This window comes from Polyangium sp. 15x6, from assembly GCF_029960785.1.
GTDB lineage: Bacteria > Myxococcota_A > Polyangia > Polyangiales > Polyangiaceae > Polyangium.
In genome coordinates this window covers 25,298-42,279 of the sequence record NZ_JASBQE010000087.1, presented here as the reverse complement: position 1 = coordinate 42,279, position 16,982 = coordinate 25,298, and the positions used below count along the sequence as shown (strand labels likewise).

Below are 16,982 nucleotides of genomic sequence, written 5' to 3'. Positions count from 1 at the left end.
AGATGAGCAAATGGCTACTCAGCGCGGGCGCCTTTGTGGTGCTGTCGGGCGCCTTCGGATGTACGCCCCCGAAGGTCGTCACGCAGATCACGAGCGCTCGTGACCAGATGAAATTCCTGGTCGTCCAGGGCAACTCGCAGCAGGTCGTCAAGTGCCAGGTGGCTGCCGACGGCGCGCTCTCCGATTGCAAACCGATGCAGCTCGTCCTGCAGGACGAGGATTGAGAGGAATGACCATGTCCCGCATCTCGATGGCGTTCTTCGCCCTCGCCCTCGCGGCTCTCTCGACGGGCTGTGTCACGCGCACGATCACCCGCTTCGAGGACAACCAGAAGAGCCCCGTGACCGCGCTCGAGGTCAACAAGTTCGAGAACTACCTCTTCTTCGCGAAGAAGACGCACCAGTTCTACCTGTGCCAGGACACGGGGGACAAACTGATCTGCAAGCTGTCGTGTGACGGCACGAACGACGTCGTCTGCCCGCAGGCGGGCGGCGGTTATGGTGGCGCGACGACGAACGTCCGCTGAGAAAGGAGAAGCACGATGAAATCGATTCGTATCGCGCTCGTCGCGCTGCTCGCGCTCGCCGGCGTCGCGTGTGGGCCTCCGCCGAAGATCCTGACCTCGCAGACGTTCCTCGGCCCCGAGAAGGTGTACCAGGAGCGCATCCAGAACACGGGCCAGGTCGATCCCGCGACGAAGAAGCAGCTCTTCAACTTCTCCGTCACCGTCTGTGACGTCACCGAGACCGGCTCCGCGAATTGCAAGGAGACCAAGGTTCTCGACAACGTCCTTCCCGAGAGCATTTACTGACAGGAGCGATCGCCATGAAGAAACTTCTTTGGGCCTGCGCGGCGCTCTGCCTGCTGACCGGCGTCGGGTGCTCGAACCAGGTTCGTTACCGCACGGCGGGTCACTGGATGTCGACGGCGGACGGCAAGCCCGTCCTTTACCAGACGTACCTCGAGGGCACGTGCTCGAGCGGCTTCGCCGGCTTCGGCAAGGGCTGCTCGGACACGAACTCGAAGCTCAAGCGCTGCACGCTGAACCCCGACAACACGCTCCTCTGCGTGGACGACACCACCGCGAACGCGATGCTCAACAAGGACATCCCCGAGCGTTGATTCAGGGCCCTCGCACGAGAGGGCCCCGATCGAATGCCTCGAGGATCTCGTCCCACGCGGCTCCGTCCCGGAGCCCGAGCGTCTCCCGCCTCGCCGAAAGACACGCCTCGCTGCCCGCCGCGAATGCCCGGCAGTCGCCGGGGCGAATCTCGTAAATCGTGCACCGTTTGTCGGAGCCGAGCAATCGGCACCGGCCATCCTCCGCCAGACGAAGCGTGACCCGCCCGTCCCGCGACCGTTTTACGTAGGCCCGGCCCGCGAGGTCACGTCGGCCGCCGGCGCGGAAGCGCGCGAGGTCGTGCTCGTCGAGCCGCACGTCCGCGTCGTGGCAGCAGGCAGCGCAGGTCGTGCAATCGAGCGGCATCGCCCGCGTCGGTCCCTCGAAGAGCGCGTCGCGCGCGCACCAGTCGAGCACGACGGGCCGGAAGCGTGGCCGGATCCGCACGAAGGCGAGCCCCGCCGCCGGCCCGGTCTTCACGCGCTGAAATCGCCGCTGCTCCAGGGTGAGCAGCGCGCAGAGGCCGAGCTCGGTGAGCTTTCCCGCTTCGGTCAGCCCGAGCAGGATCTGCACCGAATCCCGGTCGTCCACGATCGCCGCGAGCCCGCCCGCGCGCACGTGGGCCGCCGCGCGCGAGAGCCAGGGCGGTCGAAACCTGCGCCAGACGGGGCGCTCCACGGGCGGCGCGGACATGTCGCCCCTATAACGTGCGGGAGCGCGGGAGGGGACCTTTTCCCGCAACGTGATTATGATCGGCGTGATGGCAGCCGAGCGCTCGGACGTTTCGAACCGGAAAATCTACATCATGAAGACGGGCGAGCCCGTGCCCAAGGTGCGCGAGCGCCGCGGCGAGTTCGCCGATCTCATCACGGGCGTCATCGGCGACGCCTGGAGCGGCGGCTACGAGACCTTCGACGCCCGCGAGAGCGGGCCGCCGGACATGCGCGACGCCGCCGCCCTCGTGATCACCGGCTCGGCGGCGAACGTGCCCGACCGCGAGCCCTGGATGCTCGCCACGGAGGGCTTTTTGCGCGAGGTCGTGGGCCTCGGCGTGCCCACGTTCGGGATTTGTTTTGGCCACCAAATTCTCGCCCAGGCGCTCGGGGGCGAGGTGCAGAGAAACCCGCGCGGCCGCGAGATCGGCACGCGGCCGATCCACAAGCTCACGGACGACCCGATCTTCGACGGCTTGCCCGAGGTCTTCCGGGCGAACGTGACGCACGTGGACACGGTCGTGCGGCTGCCGCGCGGGGCGACGGCGCTCGCGAAGAACGACCTCGAGGACCACCACGCGATCCGCTTCACCGAGACCTGCTACGGCGTGCAGTTCCACCCCGAGCTCGATGCCGACGTGATGCGCGGCTACATCGAGCACCGCTGGGAGATCCTCGCCGGCGAGGGATTCGCCGTGGAGACGCTGCACGCCGACATCGAGGAAGGCGAGTTCGGGCGGCGCACGCTCTTGAACTTCATCCGCTACATCCTCCCGCGCCGCGCGCGCTGACGTCACGCGGCTCCCTCGTCACGTTACGTCACCATCGTAAAAAACTGACTCGTGGGTCAGGTCGGGACGAACCCCTCTCGGGGTTCTGAATGACCGGCTGGTCTGCGCTGCGTTAAGCCGTCTTTTTGCGGATTTTGCGCGGCTTCGGGGGCACGGAGACGGGCGCCTCGGGGGCGCGGTCGATGCGCAGGTAGCCGCGCTGCAGGAGGCGGAAGAGCTGCTCGACGAGCTGCTCGCGGGGCCAGGCCTGGCCTCGATCGGTGCTCTCGGTGAAGATTTCCTTGAGCGCGCCGACGGTGAACGTCGCGTACATCGAGGTGTCGCCATCGGCCACGATGCCGAGGCGCTGGCCCTCGTCGAGGCTCACGCGGAGCAGCGTCTTCACGCCGTCGTAGAAGGAGCGGATCTTCGCGGCGAAGGCCGGATCGAGGCCCGGCGCGAAGGAGAGCAAGAGCTGCGTGAGCGCCGGGTCGTCGAGCAGGACGGCGACGATGCCGCGGATGTTGTGCTTGATCTGCGCCTCGATGTCGCCCTGCGTGTCGACGGTGAGGATCGCGCCGCCGAGGCGCGAGAAGAGCCCGTCGACGAGCTCCACGAAGACCGAACGCTTGTCGGGGAAGTAGAGATAGAACGTGCCCTTGGCGACGCTCGCCCGGGCCACGATGTCGTCGACCTTCGCCGCGTGATAGCCCTTCGTCGCGAAGACGTCGCGAGCCGCGCGGAGGAGCTCGAGACGACGCTCGGCCTTGTCCATGAAGGGCCTTGTACCACCTCACCCGCGTGATGCGCACAACGGATGCACACCAGGCGAGCGGGCTCTTCCTTGCCTCGCTCGGGGCAGCATGATACCCAAATCTGACTGACTGGACAGTCAGTCGGCGGCAAACGGCACGGGAGAGGGACCGCATGGAGAGACGTGACCCGTTGGTGGTCGGGATCGACGTGGGCTCGACGACGGTGAAGGCCGTCGTGCTCGATCCAGGGACGCTCGAAATCCTCTGGAGCGACTACCAGCGCCACCAGACCAAGCAGCCCGAGAAGGTGCTGGAGATGCTCCAGCAGATCGAGGAGGCGTTCCCGCACTCGCCGCGCGCCGAGTGGCGCGTGTTCATGACGGGCTCGGGCGCAGCTCCGCTCTGCCCCTCGCTCGGCGCGAAGTTCGTCCAGGAGGTCAACGCCGTGACGCTCGCGGTGGAAAAACTCCACCCCGACGTGGGGAGCGTGATCGAGCTCGGCGGGCAGGACGCGAAGATCATCATCTTCAAGAAGGACGAGAAGACCGGCGACAAGACCGCGGCGCCGTCGATGAACGACAAGTGCGCCTCGGGCACGGGCGCGACGATCGACAAGTGCATGATCAAGGTGGGTTTGCCCCCCGAGGTCGTGCGCGAGATCCACTTCGACGACTCGAAGCTGCACCACGTCGCGGCGAAATGCGGCGTGTTCGCCGAGACGGACATCGTGAACCTCGTGAAGAGCGGGATCCCGTCGACGGAGATCCTCTGCTCGCTCGCGGACGCGATCGTCCTGCAGAACCTGTCCGTACTGACGCGCGGGTCAACCTTGAAACACCGGGTGATCCTGCTCGGCGGGCCGAACACGTACCTGCCGTTCCTGCAGGAGTGCTGGCGCAAGCGCATCCCCGAGACGTGGGACGAGCGCGGCTACGCGTGGCCGAAGGATCGGCCGATCGAGGAGACGATCTTCGTCCCGGAGAACGCGCAGTACTACGCGGCGTACGGCTCGTGCGTGTACGGCCTGCGCGAGGCGCCCGAGGTGGGCCTGTACGCGGGGACGGACGGGCTCGTCGACTACATGAAGAACGGGCGCAAGGCGCGGCTCGGCGAGAGCGCAGGGCCGCCGCTCGTCCGGACGAGCGACGAGATCGACGACTTCCGCAAGCTCTACTCGATCCCGCGGTTCAAGCCGATGCAGCTCGAAGCCGGGCAGGTCGTGCGCGGCGTGATCGGCGTGGACGGCGGGTCGACGTCGTCGAAGGCGGTGCTCGTCGACGAGGACGGCGAGATCGTCTGCAAGGCCTACCAGCTCTCGAAGGGCAATCCGATCCAGGACACGAAGGAGCTTCTCGCGCAGCTTCGTGACTACGTGCAGGGCCGAGGCGCGACGCTCGAGGTGCTCGGCTTCGGGGCCACGGGCTACGCGGCGGACGTGCTTCAGGAGACGATGCGCGCGGACGTGAACATCGTCGAGACCGTGGCGCACATGATGAGCGCGGTGCGGTACTTCGGCGACGTCGACGTCATCTGCGACATCGGCGGGCAGGACATCAAGGTCCTGTTCATGAAGAACGGCGACATCGCGAACTTCCGCCTCTCGAACTCGTGCTCGGCCGGCAACGGGATGCTCTTGCAGGCCATGGCCGATCAGTTTGGCCTCAAAGTGACGGAGTACGCGGACACGGCGTTCCAGGCCGAGCTCGCGCCGAAGTTCAGCTACGGCTGCGCGGTCTTCCTCGACACGGACCGCGTGAACTTCCAGAAGGAAGGTTTTTCGAAGGAGGAGCTCCTGGCCGGCCTGGCCCAGGTCCTTCCGAAGAACGTCTGGCAGTACGTCGTGCAGATCCCGCGGCTCGCGTCGCTCGGGCGCAGGTTCGTCCTGCAAGGCGGCACGCAGTACAACCTCGCCGCGGTCAAGGCGCAGGTCGATTACATCAAGGAGCGCGTGCCGGACGCGGAGGTGTTCGTCCACCCGCACACGGGCGAGGCCGGGGCGATCGGCGCGGCGTTCGAGACGCTGCGCGTGATCAAGCGGCGCGGGACGAGCACGTTCATCGGGCTCGAAGCCGCGATCGACCTCAAGTACCACACGAAGAACGACGAGGAGACCGTCTGCCACTTCTGCCCGAACGAGTGCAAGCGGACGTTCATCGACGCCGAGCGGCCCGACGGATCGACGGCGCGGTACATCTCGGGCTTCTCCTGCGAGAAGGGCACGGTCGAGAGCGAGGACGCGATGCTCGCGCTCGTGGCCGATCGGAAGAAGATCGCGAAGCAGTTCCCGAACTGCGTCGACTACGAGTCGAAGCTCGCGTTCCGAAGTTTTTACAAGGGCAACCCGATGCCGGCCGACGGTGCGCCGATCAAGGACACCGTCGTCAAGAAGGGTCTCTTCAGCGTGCGGCGCGTGGAGACGACGCGGCCCTTCCGGCGGAGCGGGCTCGAGGTGCAGGAGCGGCTGCGCCGGACGCGCATCGGCATCCCGCGTGTCTTGAACCTCTACTCGACGGGTCCGTACTTCCGGGCCTACTTCGAGGCGCTCGGGATCCCGAAGCAGAACGTGATCTTCAGCGACGAGACGACCGAGGAGATGTGGGTCGAGGGCGGCAAGTACGGGTCCGTCGATCCGTGCTTCCCGTCGAAGGTGACGCAGGCGCACGTCCACAACCTCTTGTTCCACCACCACTCCGCGGACAAACCGCTCAAGTACATCTTCTTCCCGATCCTCACGCACGTGCCGAGCTTCGGGAAGAACGTGATGGACAACGCGAGCTGCCCGATCGTCGCAGGCGTGCCCGACGTGATGAAGGCGGCGTTCACGAAGGAGGTCGACTTCTTCGCGACGCGCGGGATCGAGTACCTGGATCCGCCGCTCACGTTCGCCGAGCCGCTGCTCACGGCGCGGCGCATGTACGAGTGCTGGGGCCCGCGGCTCGGGATCACCGAGGACGAGAGCGATCACGCGCATCGCGAGGCGATGGCGGCGCTCGGCGCGTTCGAGCGGGAGCTGCAGGAGAAGGGGCGCGCGATCCTGGAGACGGTCGAGGCGGAGAACCGCGTGGCGATCCTGATGGTCGGACGGCCGTACCACTCGGATCCGGGGCTGAACCATGGCATCCCGGAGGAGTTCCAGGTGCTCGGCTACCCGATCCTGAGCGTGCGCTCGATCCCGCGCGACGACGAGTACCTGCGCCGTTACTTCAAGGAGGAGTACGCGCGCGGACAACACCCGCTCGACATCAACGACGTGTGGCCGGAGAACTACTCGGCGAACAGCGCCCAGAAGGTGTGGGCCGTGAAGTTCGCCGCGCGGCACCCGAACGTCGTCCTGCTCGATCTATCGAGCTTCAAGTGCGGCCACGACGCGCCGACGTACGGCATCGTGGACGGGATCGTGTCGTCGAGCGCGACGCCCTACGCGGCGCTGCACGACATCGACGCGAACAAGCCCGGCGGCTCGATCAAGATCCGCGTGAAGACGTACGCGCACAGCCTGAAGCTCTACCAGGAGTCCTTGGAGGACCTCGCGAAGAAGAAGGCGGAGCTCGCGCACAACATCGACAAGAAGCGGCTCGAGCTCTTGCAGCTCAAACAAAAGCAGCAAGCGGAGCGGCGGACGTCGGATCCGGAGCTCGAGAGGCAGATCATGGAGCTCTCGGCGAAGGTGCGGGCCTACGAGGCGCCCCCGCCGGCCCCGCCCGAGCCGCCGAAGGGCCTCGTACAACTCAAGAAGAAGCGTGCCGACGGCAGCGTCGTGTCGGTTTGACGTCGAAGGAATCAGGGAGGAATCGATGGAAACTGAAGTGCAAAGGACGCGGCTGCCGATCATGAACGGCGGCGCGAAGCAGTCCGTGGTCGACGAGGCCCTCGAGGCCGAGCTCCGCGCATTCGAAGAGGCGGAGCGCGAGCGCCTCGGCATCAAGGCCGAGCGCAAGCAGTGGGTCGACTCGATGTTGAACCCCCAGGTGAAGCGGGCCGAGCGCGAGAACGTGACGCTCCTGATCTCGGGCCTGACGGCGGCGCAGGACTTCCTCGTGGAAGGCGCGCTCGGCGGCCTCGGCTACAAGATCAAGAACATCGGCTGTCCGGACCAGGAAGGCCTGCAGGTCGGCAAGGAGTTCGGCAACCGCGGGCAGTGCAACCCGACGTACTTCACCGTCGGCAACCTGGTGAACTACCTGATCAAGCTCCGCGAGGAGAAGGGTTTGACCAGCGAGGAGGTCGTCAAGAACTACGTGTTCCTGACGGCCGGCGCGTGCGGGCCCTGCCGCTTCGGGATGTACGTGACGGAGTACCGCAAGGCGCTGCGCGACGCGGGCTTCGACGGCTTCCGGGTGATGCTGTTCCAGCAGACCGGGGGCCTGTCGCAAGCGACGGGCGACGACGTGGGCATCGACATGAACCCCGCGTTCTTCGTAGGCATCGTGAAGGGCATCGTGTGCGGCGACGTGCTGAACGCGCTCGGCTACCGCATCCGGCCCTACGAGGTCGTGCCGGGCGCGACGAACAAGGCGCTCGAGGAGGCCAAGCGCACCATCTACAAGGCGCTGCACGACCAGACGAACGTGTTCGTCGCGCTCTACAAGTGCCGCAAGCTCTTCGAGGCGATCGAGGTCGACCGGCTGCGGGTGCGCGCGAAGGCGTCGATCATCGGCGAGTTCTGGGCGATGACGACGGAGGGCGACGGCAACTACCAGCTCCAGAAGTTCCTCGAGAGCGAGGGCGCCGAGAACGACATTCAGCTCACGACGGCGTGGCTGCTCTACAACGTGTGGGAGGTCCGGCACGACACGCAGGATCGCCAGGTGCTGCGCGGCGTGGACGAGGGGACGATGGGCCTCAAGGACCACCAGGGCGAGTTCGACGTGGCGAAGCGCATCGCCACGATGCGGCTCGCGGAGGCGGCGCTGAAGGTTGGCTTCCAGGCGTTCGCGCAGCCGATCGGCCTGCACGACTATCACCTGCCGGACATGGACCTCGTCGCGAAGGTGGCCGAGGACTACTACTCGAACGATCTCCGCGGCGGCGAAGGGCACATGGAGGTCGGCAAGCTGATCGTGAACACGGTGCGCGCGAAGGCGCACATCACGGTGAGCGTGAAGCCGTTCGGATGCATGCCCTCGTCCGGCGTCTCGGACGGCGTGCAGTCGCTGATCACCGGGAAGTACCCGGGCACGATCTTCTGCGCGGTCGAGACGAGCGGCGACGGCGCGGCAAACTTCTACTCGCGCATCCAGATGTACATGTTCAAGGCGCGGATCGCGGCCGAGCAGGAGCTCGAGCGCGTGCTCGCCGAGGAAGGCGTGACGATCGAAGAGGTGCGCGCGTTCCTCGACGCGAACCCGAAGTACAAGAGCGCGCTCTACTACCCGCCCCACCGCGTCGCGGGGACGGCGGCAAACCTGGTCTACGTGGTGGCGCCGCTCATCAAGAAGTCGGCCGCGGAGCGCGCGCTCGACAAGGCCAAGCACGCGGCCGAGGTGCTGCGCGGCGCGGCCGTGAACGCGCCCGGGACGATCGCCGAGGTCTACCGGAAGGCGACGGATCCCGAGACGATCGCGAAGGCCCGCGAGGACGCGCTCGTCCTCCGCGACATCGTGCGCGGCAAGGCCATGGAGCGCTTCCGTCCGCTCTTGCAGCAGCTCATGGGCAAGGCCGTGTTCGAGAACAACCCCGAGATTCGCACGACATACGAGCCGATCGCCGCGGAGTGACAGGCCGCTCGTTCCTCCCGTCTTGACCACCGCGTGACCCCCTGCGACCGTGGGGGCATGGCTCCGGAAGCAGAGAAGACGGCCCTCTCCGTGGGCGTCGTGCTCACGTCGGATCCAGAGGGGTCACGCGCGTCGCTCACCGCGTTCTGCAAAGCACTGTCGGAGGCGACGGGCTTCGAGGTGCACGGCCTCGGAGGCTGGAACTACAACACGCTGCTCGAAGCCCTGGAGACGGGCGAGGTCGATCTCGGCTGGCTGCCGCCGCTCGTGGCGATGCGCGCGACGAGCCGCGCGCGCGTCGTGCCGATCGTGCTGCCCGTGCGGAACGGGGCGTCGTCGTACAGGACGGCGCTGTATTCGCCGATGAGCTCGCCGCTGCGCGAGATCAGCGATCTCCAGGGGCTGCGCGCGGCGTGGGTCGATCGGCAGAGCGCCGCCGGGTACATCGTGCTGCGGGCGCACCTGCGCTCGATCGGCGTGGACCTCGATCGCGCCTTCCGCGAGAATCTCTTCTTTGGTTCGCACGGCGAGGTGGCGCGCGCGGTGCTCCGGGGCGACGCGGACGTGGGCGCGACGTTCGTGCACGTGGAGCCGGATCCGAGCCATCCGCGCGGCGAGCGCGTGGTGCGTGCCGGATGGGGCGCGGCGGAGGTGCACGTGATCACGTGCGCGGGGCCGATCCCGTCCGATGTGATGGCCGCGAGCGTGCGCGTGCCGGTGTCGACGATGCGCAAGGTGCAGCGGGAGCTCGTGGGCAGCGGAGACAACGAGCTCGGTCGGGCCGCGCGAACGCTCTTCGGCGCGGAGGGGTTCGTCGTGGCGCTGAGCGAGCACCTGGATCCGCTGGCGAAGCTCATCGCCAAGCAGGAGCCCGAGGTCTAGCGCGCGTTCGTCTGCGGGATCTTGCCTTGCTCCAGCGTGCGCAGGGCCTCGTCGAGGGCGTCCGCCGTCGCGAGGCCGAAGTTGCGGAAGACTTCGCGGCCCTGGGGATCGAGGATGACGACGCTCGGGACGTGGTGGAGGCCCTGGAACGGCCCCGTGCCCGCGATCGTGGCCTCGTCGGCCATGGCGACCGGATACGGCGGCTCGACGACCTTCGCGAAGGACTCGACGAGCAGCTTGTGGTGCGGCGGTTCGAGGACGACGAGGCCGGCGTTGATGCGCGGGACGTGCCGCTTGACGAGGGTCGAGAGGAAGCGGGCCTGCGCGTGGGACGAGGGGTCGTACGTCGCGACGAACCCGATCACGGTGAAGCGACCCGCGACGGTGTCCGTCGACAACACGCCGCCGTCGAGCGTCTCGTACGAGAAGGCGATGCGCGGGCCACGCACGAGCGGCTGCGTGGGCGCGTCGGGCGCAGGCGTGGACGAGCACGCGACCGGGGCCGCGAGCAAGGCGAGGAGCAACGCGTGTCTAGCGCGGATCATCGATCGCCTCGAAGTCGGCGTCGAAGAGGTCGGCGAACTCGCGCAAGGACGCGGGCAGCTCGCCGCCGCGACGGCGATGGGCGAGGATCGCATGCGCGAGTTCCTCGACGACCGGGGTGAGCGGCGTGGTCTCGAGCAAGACGCCGTCGACGACGGCGCCGTTGCGAGGGGCGTCGCCCTCGCTGAGGAGGGAGTCGTGCCGGGCCCAGAAGAAGCCTTCGTCGGGCAAGTAGCGGCACCAGAGGACGCGGACGAAGCGGAGGTAGACGGGCTGGACGAGCGCGACGACGCGCGCGCCGCCGGGCGCCATGCCCGAGAGGGAGCGGATGGGCCGGCCGCGCCACGCCGAGGTGTCGCCGAGGACGATGGCCTCCTCCATGCGCGCGCGGCGCTCGGGATCCGCCTCGACGGCGAGGAGCGGGGCGTAGAGGGCGACGAGGGGAACGGACAGCTCAGGCGCGTCCTCGGCGAGCGCGTCGAGCCAGGCGTCGCGGGCTTCGGGCGCGAGGTCAGCATAGACGTCGGCCGCGGCGAGGGCGGCGTCGGCGTCGTTGGCGAGCGCGCCGAGCCACTCGCGCCAGGCCGCGAGGATACGAGGCTCGGGGTTTCCGGGCTCCCGCGGCTCGTTCATCGATCGCTCCCGGCAGAGGCCTCGGGATGGACGCGGGCGTCGATCTCCCGCGCGAGGTCGTCGAGCAGCTCGAGGAGCTCTTTTTCGCGGTCGGGCGGCGCGGCGACGACGAGCTCGCCGCCTCGCTCGGCGAAAATGGTGCCGAGGCCCTCGCTCGCTTCGAGGATGCCCTTGAGAAAAACGACATCCGCGGGGCGGACGTCGACGCGACGCACGAGCATGCCCGCCGAGGCCTCGGGGATCGGGAGCGCGCGTCGCCTCCGTGCAGGGCCTCCGTGGCCAGGGCTTCGCGCGGAGGACGGCGCTCGGTCGGCGTGAGGCGTGCAGGCGCCATCGGCGTGATGCGCCGTGTCGGACGGGGGCATGGGACGAAACAGGTAAGCACTGCGCGACGCCGGGATCCAGCACGGGTACGACCCTCCACGCGTGCCATGTCCGGACGGCCTTTCCAGCCGAGGAAGCAACGCTCGCGCCGTGCTCGTCGGGGCAAAGGCGCTAGATTCGTGCCGCCATGTCGTACGGGAAAGACGATCGGGTTGCCGAAGTTGCTTGCGCTCCGCAGAGCCTGAAGGGGGCGCCCGGGAGGGAGGACGAACCCGGGCTCGTGCTCGCATTCGGGGCGCCGGCCCGCGCGCCGCGGAAAACCGAGGAAGAGGACGACGACATGGACCTGCCGCCGCTCGACACGGACCCGGGCGCCGGGGACGACGACGTCGACGACGGCAGCTTCGACGACGCGCTTCCGGATCTGCGCGACGACGGCGGAGATCCGCTCGACGACGCAAACGCCCAGGATCTCGACGTGGGGCTCGACGTGAGCGACGACGCGGACGCGGCCTCCGGGGACGACGCCGAGGAGGGCGTCGACGTCGGGTCGCTCGACGAGGATCTGGCGACGCTCGACGGAGAGGAGAGCGCGCTCGACGAGGATCGGGACGAGAACACGTTCGGCGACGACGACGCGTCGGATGTGGAGCTCGACGCGACGCAGGACGACGGCGGCGCGGAAGGGACGGGCGAGAACGCGGAGAACGACGTCGACGAGTCGGCGCTGCCAGAGCTCGACGAGAGCGCGAACGACGAGGCGGACGACGAGGCGCTCGCGGACGAGCTGCTCGAAGAGGCGGCGCGCGGAAAAGTGCCGCCGTGGGCGCCGAGCCGGTTCGTGGTGCTCGAGGGCGCCGGCGCGCCCGTGCCGTGCACCGCGGTGACGGTGTGCGGAGGGCGCGTGCTCGCCGCAGGGGACGTGGTGCTCGTGGTGGACGAGGGCGCGCACGCGGCGCGGCAGACGGGGCTCGATACGCCGAGCACGGCGGTCGTCGCGACGGACGAGGTGACGGTGGTGGCGTCGGCCCGCGGGGGGCTGCTCGTGAGCCGCGATGGATGCGCGTCGGCGACGCCGGTCGCAGGGTTCCGATCGGGCAAGAGCTCCGTGGAGCTCGCGGCGACGCCGGGGCGAATCTGGATCCTGCACGAGGGCTCGCTCTGGTCGATGACGGAGCGTGAAGGGACGCCGGTGCTCGCGCGGGAAGGCGGGGTGCGAGCGATCAAAGCAGCGGGTGGGACGCTCGTGGTGCTGGCGACGCGCCCCGAAGGCGCGGCGATCGAGAGGCTTCGCGGCGATGACGAGGCCTGGCAAAAGGCGCCCCTCGAGGGCCCGGCGGCCGAGCTCGCCGTGGGCGATCCGAGGTCGGGCCTCGCCGTCGCGGCGGCGGGGAGGCGCGTGGCGATCGTGTCGCCGCGTGGGCTGCTCTTGTCGAACGACGGCGCGCATTCGTTCGAGTCGATCGATCTGCACGACGTGATCGGGGCGTGCTTCGCGGGCGACGAGGAGGATGCGCCGCTCTACGCGCTGATGGCGCCCCCGGGCGACGCGACGTCGTACGTGGTGCGCGTGGGCGAAGACGGCGACGTGTCGCGGGTCGCGGAGCTACGCGGGCAGGATGGGACGGGCCTCGGCGAGGCGTCGATCGCGTGGGACGGCTCGCGCGAGGTCGTCTGGATCGCGAGCCGTCTCGGCCTCGTCGCGCTCGGTCCGGCGCGGCCGCACTGACAGCGGGGGATCAGCTCTCGACGAAGGCGCGGTGCAGGGCGCGCTGCGCCTCGGCGAGGGCGCTCGCGGGGACGACGGCGCTGAGCCGGAGCGGCGTCGCGGTGAGGGCGCTCGGAGTCGCGGAGACGCCGCGGAGCGCGGCGAGGAGCCGCGCGAGGGGCTCGGTCGTCGCGGCCAGGCCATCGCCGACGACGCTGACGACGGCGACGTCCTCCACGAGCGCGAGCGACGGTAACGCGCCCGTGAGCCGCTGCTTGGCGCCGCGCCAGTCGGGCACGTTGAGCAGCGAGACCACGAAGCTCGCGCCGCGCTCGTTCACCGCGAGGTCCTTCAAGGGCACCTTCGCCTCGCCGGCGACACGGAGCAGATCGTCGAGCTTCGACACGTCGGGCAAGCTCCCGAGGGCGACGTTGCCTTCGCCGACGACCGCGCGGGCGCGGAGATCCTCGCGCGGGCCGAACTTGCGCACCACGGTCTGGCGCGCGCCAAAGTCGTCCGCGTCGAAGGTCGAGCGCGCGTAGATCGCGATGTTCGCGCGGCGCGCCCACTCGACGGCCTGCGCGCAGACGACCTTCGCGCCGCACTCGGCCATCTCCTGCAGCATGGCGTGATCGAGCTCGGGCAGGTGCTGCGCGTCCGGCACGACGCGCGGATCGGCCGAGTAGACCCCGTCGACGTCGCTGTAGATCTCGCACCGCTCGGCCTCGAGCGCGGCGGCGAGCGCGACGGCCGTGGTGTCGGAGCCGCCGCGGCCGAGGGTCGTGATCTCGCGCCGGTAGCTCATGCCCTGGTAGCCGGCGATGATCACGATCTGCCCGCGCGCGAGCTCGTCCTCGATGCGGTGCGGCCGGACCTCGATGATCCGCGCGTCGAAGTGGCGGTCGTTCGTGAGGATGCCGGACTGCGAGCCGGTGAAGGAGATCGCGGCCTCGCCACGCGCCTGGATCGCGATCGAGAGCAGGGCCATGGAGACGCGCTCGCCGGTGGAGAGGAGCATGTCGAGCTCGCGGCGCGGCGGATCCGCGGCGCCTCCGGCCTGGCTCGCGACCTGCCGCGCGAGCGAGAGCAGCCCGTCGGTCGTCTTGCCCATCGCGCTCACGACGACGACGACGTCGTTGCCCGCGCGCTTCGCGGCGACGACACGATCGGCCACCCGCCCGAGCTTCTCGACGTCGGCCACCGAGGAGCCGCCGTACTTCTGGACGATGACCGGACGCCGCCTTCCGTTCGACTCACTGCCTTGCACGAGGTACCTCGGAGAGAAGAGGGCACGCGAGCGCGCCTTCCTCGACCGCTAGCACGGGTGCAACGGAAGGGGCAAACACGCGGCGAGGCTAGTCCTCCTCGCTCGCCGCCATCATTTCGTAGAGCTCCGCCTCCGAGGGCCGCCCCTCGGCCCGCGCCGTCTCCGCGAGCCGCTCGAGCACCGCGCGCCTGCGCGGCCAGAGCTCGCGCCGGACCTCCTCGCCGCCCTCCTCGATGCGCGCCGAGAGCAGCGCGAAGAGCTCGAGATCACGGCCGAGGCGCGCGAGCGCGTCGGCGAGGCGGAGCGCGACCTCGTGATCGCGCGGGTTCGCGCGGAGCTTGTCGGTGAGGCGCTCGACGAGGATCTCGTCGTTCTCGTCGTCTTCCTCGTTCGTGGGAGCCTCGTCGATCGAGCGAGCGGACTCCACCGACGGCGCGGGAGGCGTGAAGGAAGGCGCGCGATCGGACGGCGCGATCTCCTCGGCAGGGACAGGCGGAGGCGCGGCCTGGGGCGGAGGCGCGGGCGCAGCGCGGCCGAGCTCGGTCGAGATCCGACGGAAAGCGGCGCCGATCTGGCGATCACGCGGGCGCAGGCGGATCGCGACGCCGAGGTGGCGCTGCGCGGCGCGCAGATCCCCACGCGCGTTCTCCTCGATGTCGGCGGCTTCGACGAGCATCGCGGCCACGGCCGCGGCGCGATCCGGATCGTCCGGAGAAACCGCCTCCGCCGCGTCGCGCAGCCGCGCGAGCGCGAGCGAGGCGCCCGCGAGATCCCCGAGCTCGGCGCGCCAGCGACCTTCGAGCGCGCGCGCCTCCGCCGTCTGCGCGAGCCCGGGCGGGATCGCGCGGACCCGCGCGATCGCCGCGGGACGATCGGACGCATGCTCGACGAGCGCACGCGCGAGCTCGATCTCGACCGACGGCAACGTGCGCCCCGCGCGCGCGGCGAGCGACGCGGCACGCGCGAGCAGATCCAGAGCACGCCGGCCCTCCCCTGCCGCGCGGAGCGACAACGCGAGCCCGAGCGCGGCTTCAGGGCTATCGGGCGCATACCGGAGCGCCCGCTCGAACAGCACGCGCGCCTCCGCCACGTATCCGCGCGACAGGAACGCATCGGCCGCGCGGCTCCAGATGCGATGCCGCGCCTCGGGCCCGCGGGCCCCGGCTTCGAGGTGCTCGGCGTCGGCCTGCGCGCCTTGCGCGTCTCCCACGTCGAGCCGGGCCTCGAGCCGCGCCCAGCGCGCGTCCTCCAGGCTCGGCGAGCGCACGACGGCTTGATCCAGCGCGTCGAGCCGCGTCGCGAGCTCCGACGAGATCCGCGCGACCTCGAGCCACACGAGCGCCGCGAGCGGCCCGAACGCCTCGGCGTGCGCGGCGCGCGCGTACGCTGCGATCGCCCCGCCTTCATCGCCGATCGCCGCGAGCAGCGCACCGCCGAGCAGACCCGCGTCGATCGCCGGAATCGCGTCGACCAGCGTCGAGAGCGCGGCCTCGGCTCGTTCGCCCTCCGCGACGTCGATCCAGGCGATCCGCGCAGAAATCTCGGGGTGCCGCGGCGCGCGCTCCAGCGCGAGCAAGTACCGCCTGCGCGCCTCTTCGAGGTCGCCGGACGCCGCGATCGCGTCCGCGTCCGCCGTGAGCTCGGCTTGCTCGATCGCGCGGATCGCCGCGGCCGGCAGCGCTGGCGGCGACGCGGTGGCATCGGCGCGCAGGGACAAACTCATCTCCTCCACGTCCGGCGCTTCCCACCGCGCGCCATGCACCGACGGCGCGCGCGCTCCAGCCGCCGGCATCACGTGCCTCACGAGCGAGGCCACGGCATCGGGCAGGATCACCGCGCTGCCTGCGAGGCGCCCGAACGGCCGACAAACCTCGGCGAGCGCACGCAGCGCGAGCACATGCGGCGGCGCCCCGAGGCCCATGCCACGCGCGCGCTCGGGCACGAGCCGCACGTCGCGCTCGTTCGGCGCGATCACCACATCGAACGCGAGCGCCGCGCGTCCGAGCCGCATCCCCACGCGGAGCCCCACCTCCGTCGCGACGATCCCGATCTCGGGCGTCCCTTCCCCGAGCACACCCCGCGCGCGCGGCGCCGCGAACGCCGCGAGATCTTCGGTCCTCGCCGACACGGCGAGCCGCCCGAGCACACCACGTCGATGCCGGAACCGCGTCACGCCGCCCGTGAGATCCACCGGAAAACGCACGCTCGGCAGCGCGATCGCGAGCTCGGTCGCGACGAGCGGCCCTACGGCGAACGGCGCATCGAGCTCGATCGAGAGCGTCCCTCGTTGCACCGAGAGCAGCAGGATCGGCCGATCCGTCGGGCGAGGCTTCGCCTCCGCGCCGCTGCTCCCCGTCGTCGTCGGGACGCGGAGCGGCTCAGCGCGTCCGAAGGGGCGCGCTCGCCCTCCTGGCCCGACACCAAAAGCCACGCGCCCTAGCCTACCAAAGAGGCGCGCCGTACCGCGAATTTCCCGAGCCGACAGGGTGTTCGAAAGGCAAACGGCCCCCGGGCTCATTCGCCCGAGGGCCGCGTGTTCATGCCGGAAGC

General features: G+C 69.6%; 16 protein-coding genes. 9 read left to right on the top strand and 7 right to left on the bottom strand.

Annotation, left to right across the window (positions count from 1 at the left end; all coding sequences use genetic code 11):
• The first annotated feature begins 2 nt into the window (after positions 1-2).
• The 4 genes from QHF83_RS40515 to QHF83_RS40500 are packed head-to-tail and all read left to right on the top strand — an operon-like array spanning position 3 to position 1,122.
• The gene (locus QHF83_RS40515; protein ID WP_282423443.1) at positions 3-224 is read left to right on the top strand and encodes a hypothetical protein; all 222 of its coding nucleotides are present in this window, start codon (positions 3-5) and stop codon (positions 222-224) included.
• Positions 225-235: 11 nt separating this feature from the next.
• Positions 236-526 (top strand): hypothetical protein, encoded by a 291-nt coding sequence (locus QHF83_RS40510; RefSeq protein ID WP_282423442.1) that lies wholly within the window; start codon positions 236-238, stop codon positions 524-526.
• 15 nt (positions 527-541) lie between these two features.
• On the top strand, positions 542-811 hold the full coding sequence (locus QHF83_RS40505) for a hypothetical protein (RefSeq protein ID WP_282423441.1): 270 nt from the start codon (positions 542-544) through the stop codon (positions 809-811).
• Between the two features lie 14 nt (positions 812-825).
• Complete coding sequence (locus tag QHF83_RS40500) at positions 826-1,122, top strand: hypothetical protein (protein WP_282423440.1); 297 nt, start codon at positions 826-828, stop codon at positions 1,120-1,122.
• 1 nt (position 1,123) lies between these two features.
• Here the strand turns inward: QHF83_RS40500 and QHF83_RS40495 are convergent, their stop codons facing one another.
• Positions 1,124-1,813, bottom strand: a complete 690-nt coding sequence (locus tag QHF83_RS40495; protein WP_282423439.1) for a YkgJ family cysteine cluster protein — start codon at positions 1,811-1,813, stop codon at positions 1,124-1,126.
• A 67-nt stretch (positions 1,814-1,880) separates the two neighbouring features.
• Between QHF83_RS40495 and QHF83_RS40490 the strand changes: the two genes are divergently transcribed.
• Positions 1,881-2,624, top strand: a complete 744-nt coding sequence (locus QHF83_RS40490; protein WP_282423438.1) for a glutamine amidotransferase — start codon at positions 1,881-1,883, stop codon at positions 2,622-2,624.
• Between the two features lie 112 nt (positions 2,625-2,736).
• On the opposite strand, the gene QHF83_RS40485 is transcribed toward QHF83_RS40490, so the two are convergent.
• Positions 2,737-3,378: a TetR/AcrR family transcriptional regulator gene (locus QHF83_RS40485; RefSeq protein WP_282423437.1), complete on the bottom strand. Its 642-nt coding sequence runs from the start codon at positions 3,376-3,378 to the stop codon at positions 2,737-2,739.
• 152 nt (positions 3,379-3,530) lie between these two features.
• Here QHF83_RS40485 and QHF83_RS40480 point away from each other — a divergent pair, with 152 nt between their 5' ends.
• From QHF83_RS40480 to QHF83_RS40470, 3 genes are read left to right on the top strand one after another with little or no spacing between them, the layout of a single operon-like run.
• Positions 3,531-7,127 carry a BadF/BadG/BcrA/BcrD ATPase family protein gene (locus QHF83_RS40480; RefSeq protein ID WP_282423436.1) on the top strand — a complete coding sequence of 1,199 codons (3,597 nt, stop codon included), beginning with the start codon at positions 3,531-3,533 and terminating at the stop codon, positions 7,125-7,127.
• Positions 7,128-7,152: 25 nt separating this feature from the next.
• A complete protein-coding gene (locus QHF83_RS40475) occupies positions 7,153-9,075 on the top strand; it encodes a 2-hydroxyglutaryl-CoA dehydratase (protein ID WP_282423435.1) in 1,923 nt (640 codons plus the stop codon).
• Between the two features lie 57 nt (positions 9,076-9,132).
• Positions 9,133-9,957 carry a PhnD/SsuA/transferrin family substrate-binding protein gene (locus QHF83_RS40470; RefSeq protein WP_282423434.1) on the top strand — a complete coding sequence of 275 codons (825 nt, stop codon included), beginning with the start codon at positions 9,133-9,135 and terminating at the stop codon, positions 9,955-9,957.
• On the opposite strand, the gene QHF83_RS40465 is transcribed toward QHF83_RS40470, so the two are convergent.
• Genes QHF83_RS40465 through QHF83_RS40455 form a run of 3 tightly spaced genes read right to left on the bottom strand, consistent with a single transcriptional unit; the run spans position 9,954 to position 11,354 of the window.
• Positions 9,954-10,502: a TlpA family protein disulfide reductase gene (locus QHF83_RS40465; protein ID WP_282423433.1), complete on the bottom strand. Its 549-nt coding sequence runs from the start codon at positions 10,500-10,502 to the stop codon at positions 9,954-9,956. The two genes, QHF83_RS40470 and QHF83_RS40465, sit on opposite strands and share 4 nt — an antisense overlap.
• On the bottom strand, positions 10,489-11,133 hold the full coding sequence (locus QHF83_RS40460; protein ID WP_282423432.1) for a hypothetical protein: 645 nt from the start codon (positions 11,131-11,133) through the stop codon (positions 10,489-10,491). The genes QHF83_RS40465 and QHF83_RS40460 overlap by 14 nt, the downstream gene beginning before the upstream one ends.
• Complete coding sequence (locus QHF83_RS40455; protein WP_282423431.1) at positions 11,130-11,354, bottom strand: DUF4911 domain-containing protein; 225 nt, start codon at positions 11,352-11,354, stop codon at positions 11,130-11,132. The genes QHF83_RS40460 and QHF83_RS40455 overlap by 4 nt, the downstream gene beginning before the upstream one ends.
• A gap of 290 nt (positions 11,355-11,644) precedes the next feature.
• Here QHF83_RS40455 and QHF83_RS40450 point away from each other — a divergent pair, with 290 nt between their 5' ends.
• On the top strand, positions 11,645-13,186 hold the full coding sequence (locus tag QHF83_RS40450) for a hypothetical protein (RefSeq protein WP_282423430.1): 1,542 nt from the start codon (positions 11,645-11,647) through the stop codon (positions 13,184-13,186).
• Positions 13,187-13,196: 10 nt separating this feature from the next.
• Here QHF83_RS40450 and QHF83_RS40445 read toward each other — a convergent pair whose 3' ends face one another.
• Positions 13,197-14,432 (bottom strand): aspartate kinase, encoded by a 1,236-nt coding sequence (locus QHF83_RS40445; RefSeq protein ID WP_282423429.1) that lies wholly within the window; start codon positions 14,430-14,432, stop codon positions 13,197-13,199.
• 88 nt (positions 14,433-14,520) lie between these two features.
• On the bottom strand, positions 14,521-16,863 hold the full coding sequence (locus tag QHF83_RS40440) for a hypothetical protein (protein ID WP_282423428.1): 2,343 nt from the start codon (positions 16,861-16,863) through the stop codon (positions 14,521-14,523).
• Between the last annotated feature and the right edge of the window lie 119 nt (positions 16,864-16,982).

Coding starts and splice junctions, on each gene's coding strand:
- QHF83_RS40465 (WP_282423433.1), bottom strand. CDS start 10,502: ATGATCCGCGCTAGACACGCGTTGCTCCTCGCCTTGCTCGCGGCCCCG.
- QHF83_RS40455 (WP_282423431.1), bottom strand. CDS start 11,354: ATGCTCGTGCGTCGCGTCGACGTCCGCCCCGCGGATGTCGTTTTTCTC.
- QHF83_RS40475 (WP_282423435.1), top strand. CDS start 7,153: ATGGAAACTGAAGTGCAAAGGACGCGGCTGCCGATCATGAACGGCGGC.
- QHF83_RS40500 (WP_282423440.1), top strand. CDS start 826: ATGAAGAAACTTCTTTGGGCCTGCGCGGCGCTCTGCCTGCTGACCGGC.
- QHF83_RS40460 (WP_282423432.1), bottom strand. CDS start 11,133: ATGAACGAGCCGCGGGAGCCCGGAAACCCCGAGCCTCGTATCCTCGCG.
- QHF83_RS40515 (WP_282423443.1), top strand. CDS start 3: ATGAGCAAATGGCTACTCAGCGCGGGCGCCTTTGTGGTGCTGTCGGGC.
- QHF83_RS40495 (WP_282423439.1), bottom strand. CDS start 1,813: ATGTCCGCGCCGCCCGTGGAGCGCCCCGTCTGGCGCAGGTTTCGACCG.
- QHF83_RS40485 (WP_282423437.1), bottom strand. CDS start 3,378: ATGGACAAGGCCGAGCGTCGTCTCGAGCTCCTCCGCGCGGCTCGCGAC.
- QHF83_RS40510 (WP_282423442.1), top strand. CDS start 236: ATGTCCCGCATCTCGATGGCGTTCTTCGCCCTCGCCCTCGCGGCTCTC.
- QHF83_RS40505 (WP_282423441.1), top strand. CDS start 542: ATGAAATCGATTCGTATCGCGCTCGTCGCGCTGCTCGCGCTCGCCGGC.
- QHF83_RS40470 (WP_282423434.1), top strand. CDS start 9,133: ATGGCTCCGGAAGCAGAGAAGACGGCCCTCTCCGTGGGCGTCGTGCTC.
- QHF83_RS40480 (WP_282423436.1), top strand. CDS start 3,531: ATGGAGAGACGTGACCCGTTGGTGGTCGGGATCGACGTGGGCTCGACG.
- QHF83_RS40490 (WP_282423438.1), top strand. CDS start 1,881: ATGGCAGCCGAGCGCTCGGACGTTTCGAACCGGAAAATCTACATCATG.
- QHF83_RS40450 (WP_282423430.1), top strand. CDS start 11,645: ATGTCGTACGGGAAAGACGATCGGGTTGCCGAAGTTGCTTGCGCTCCG.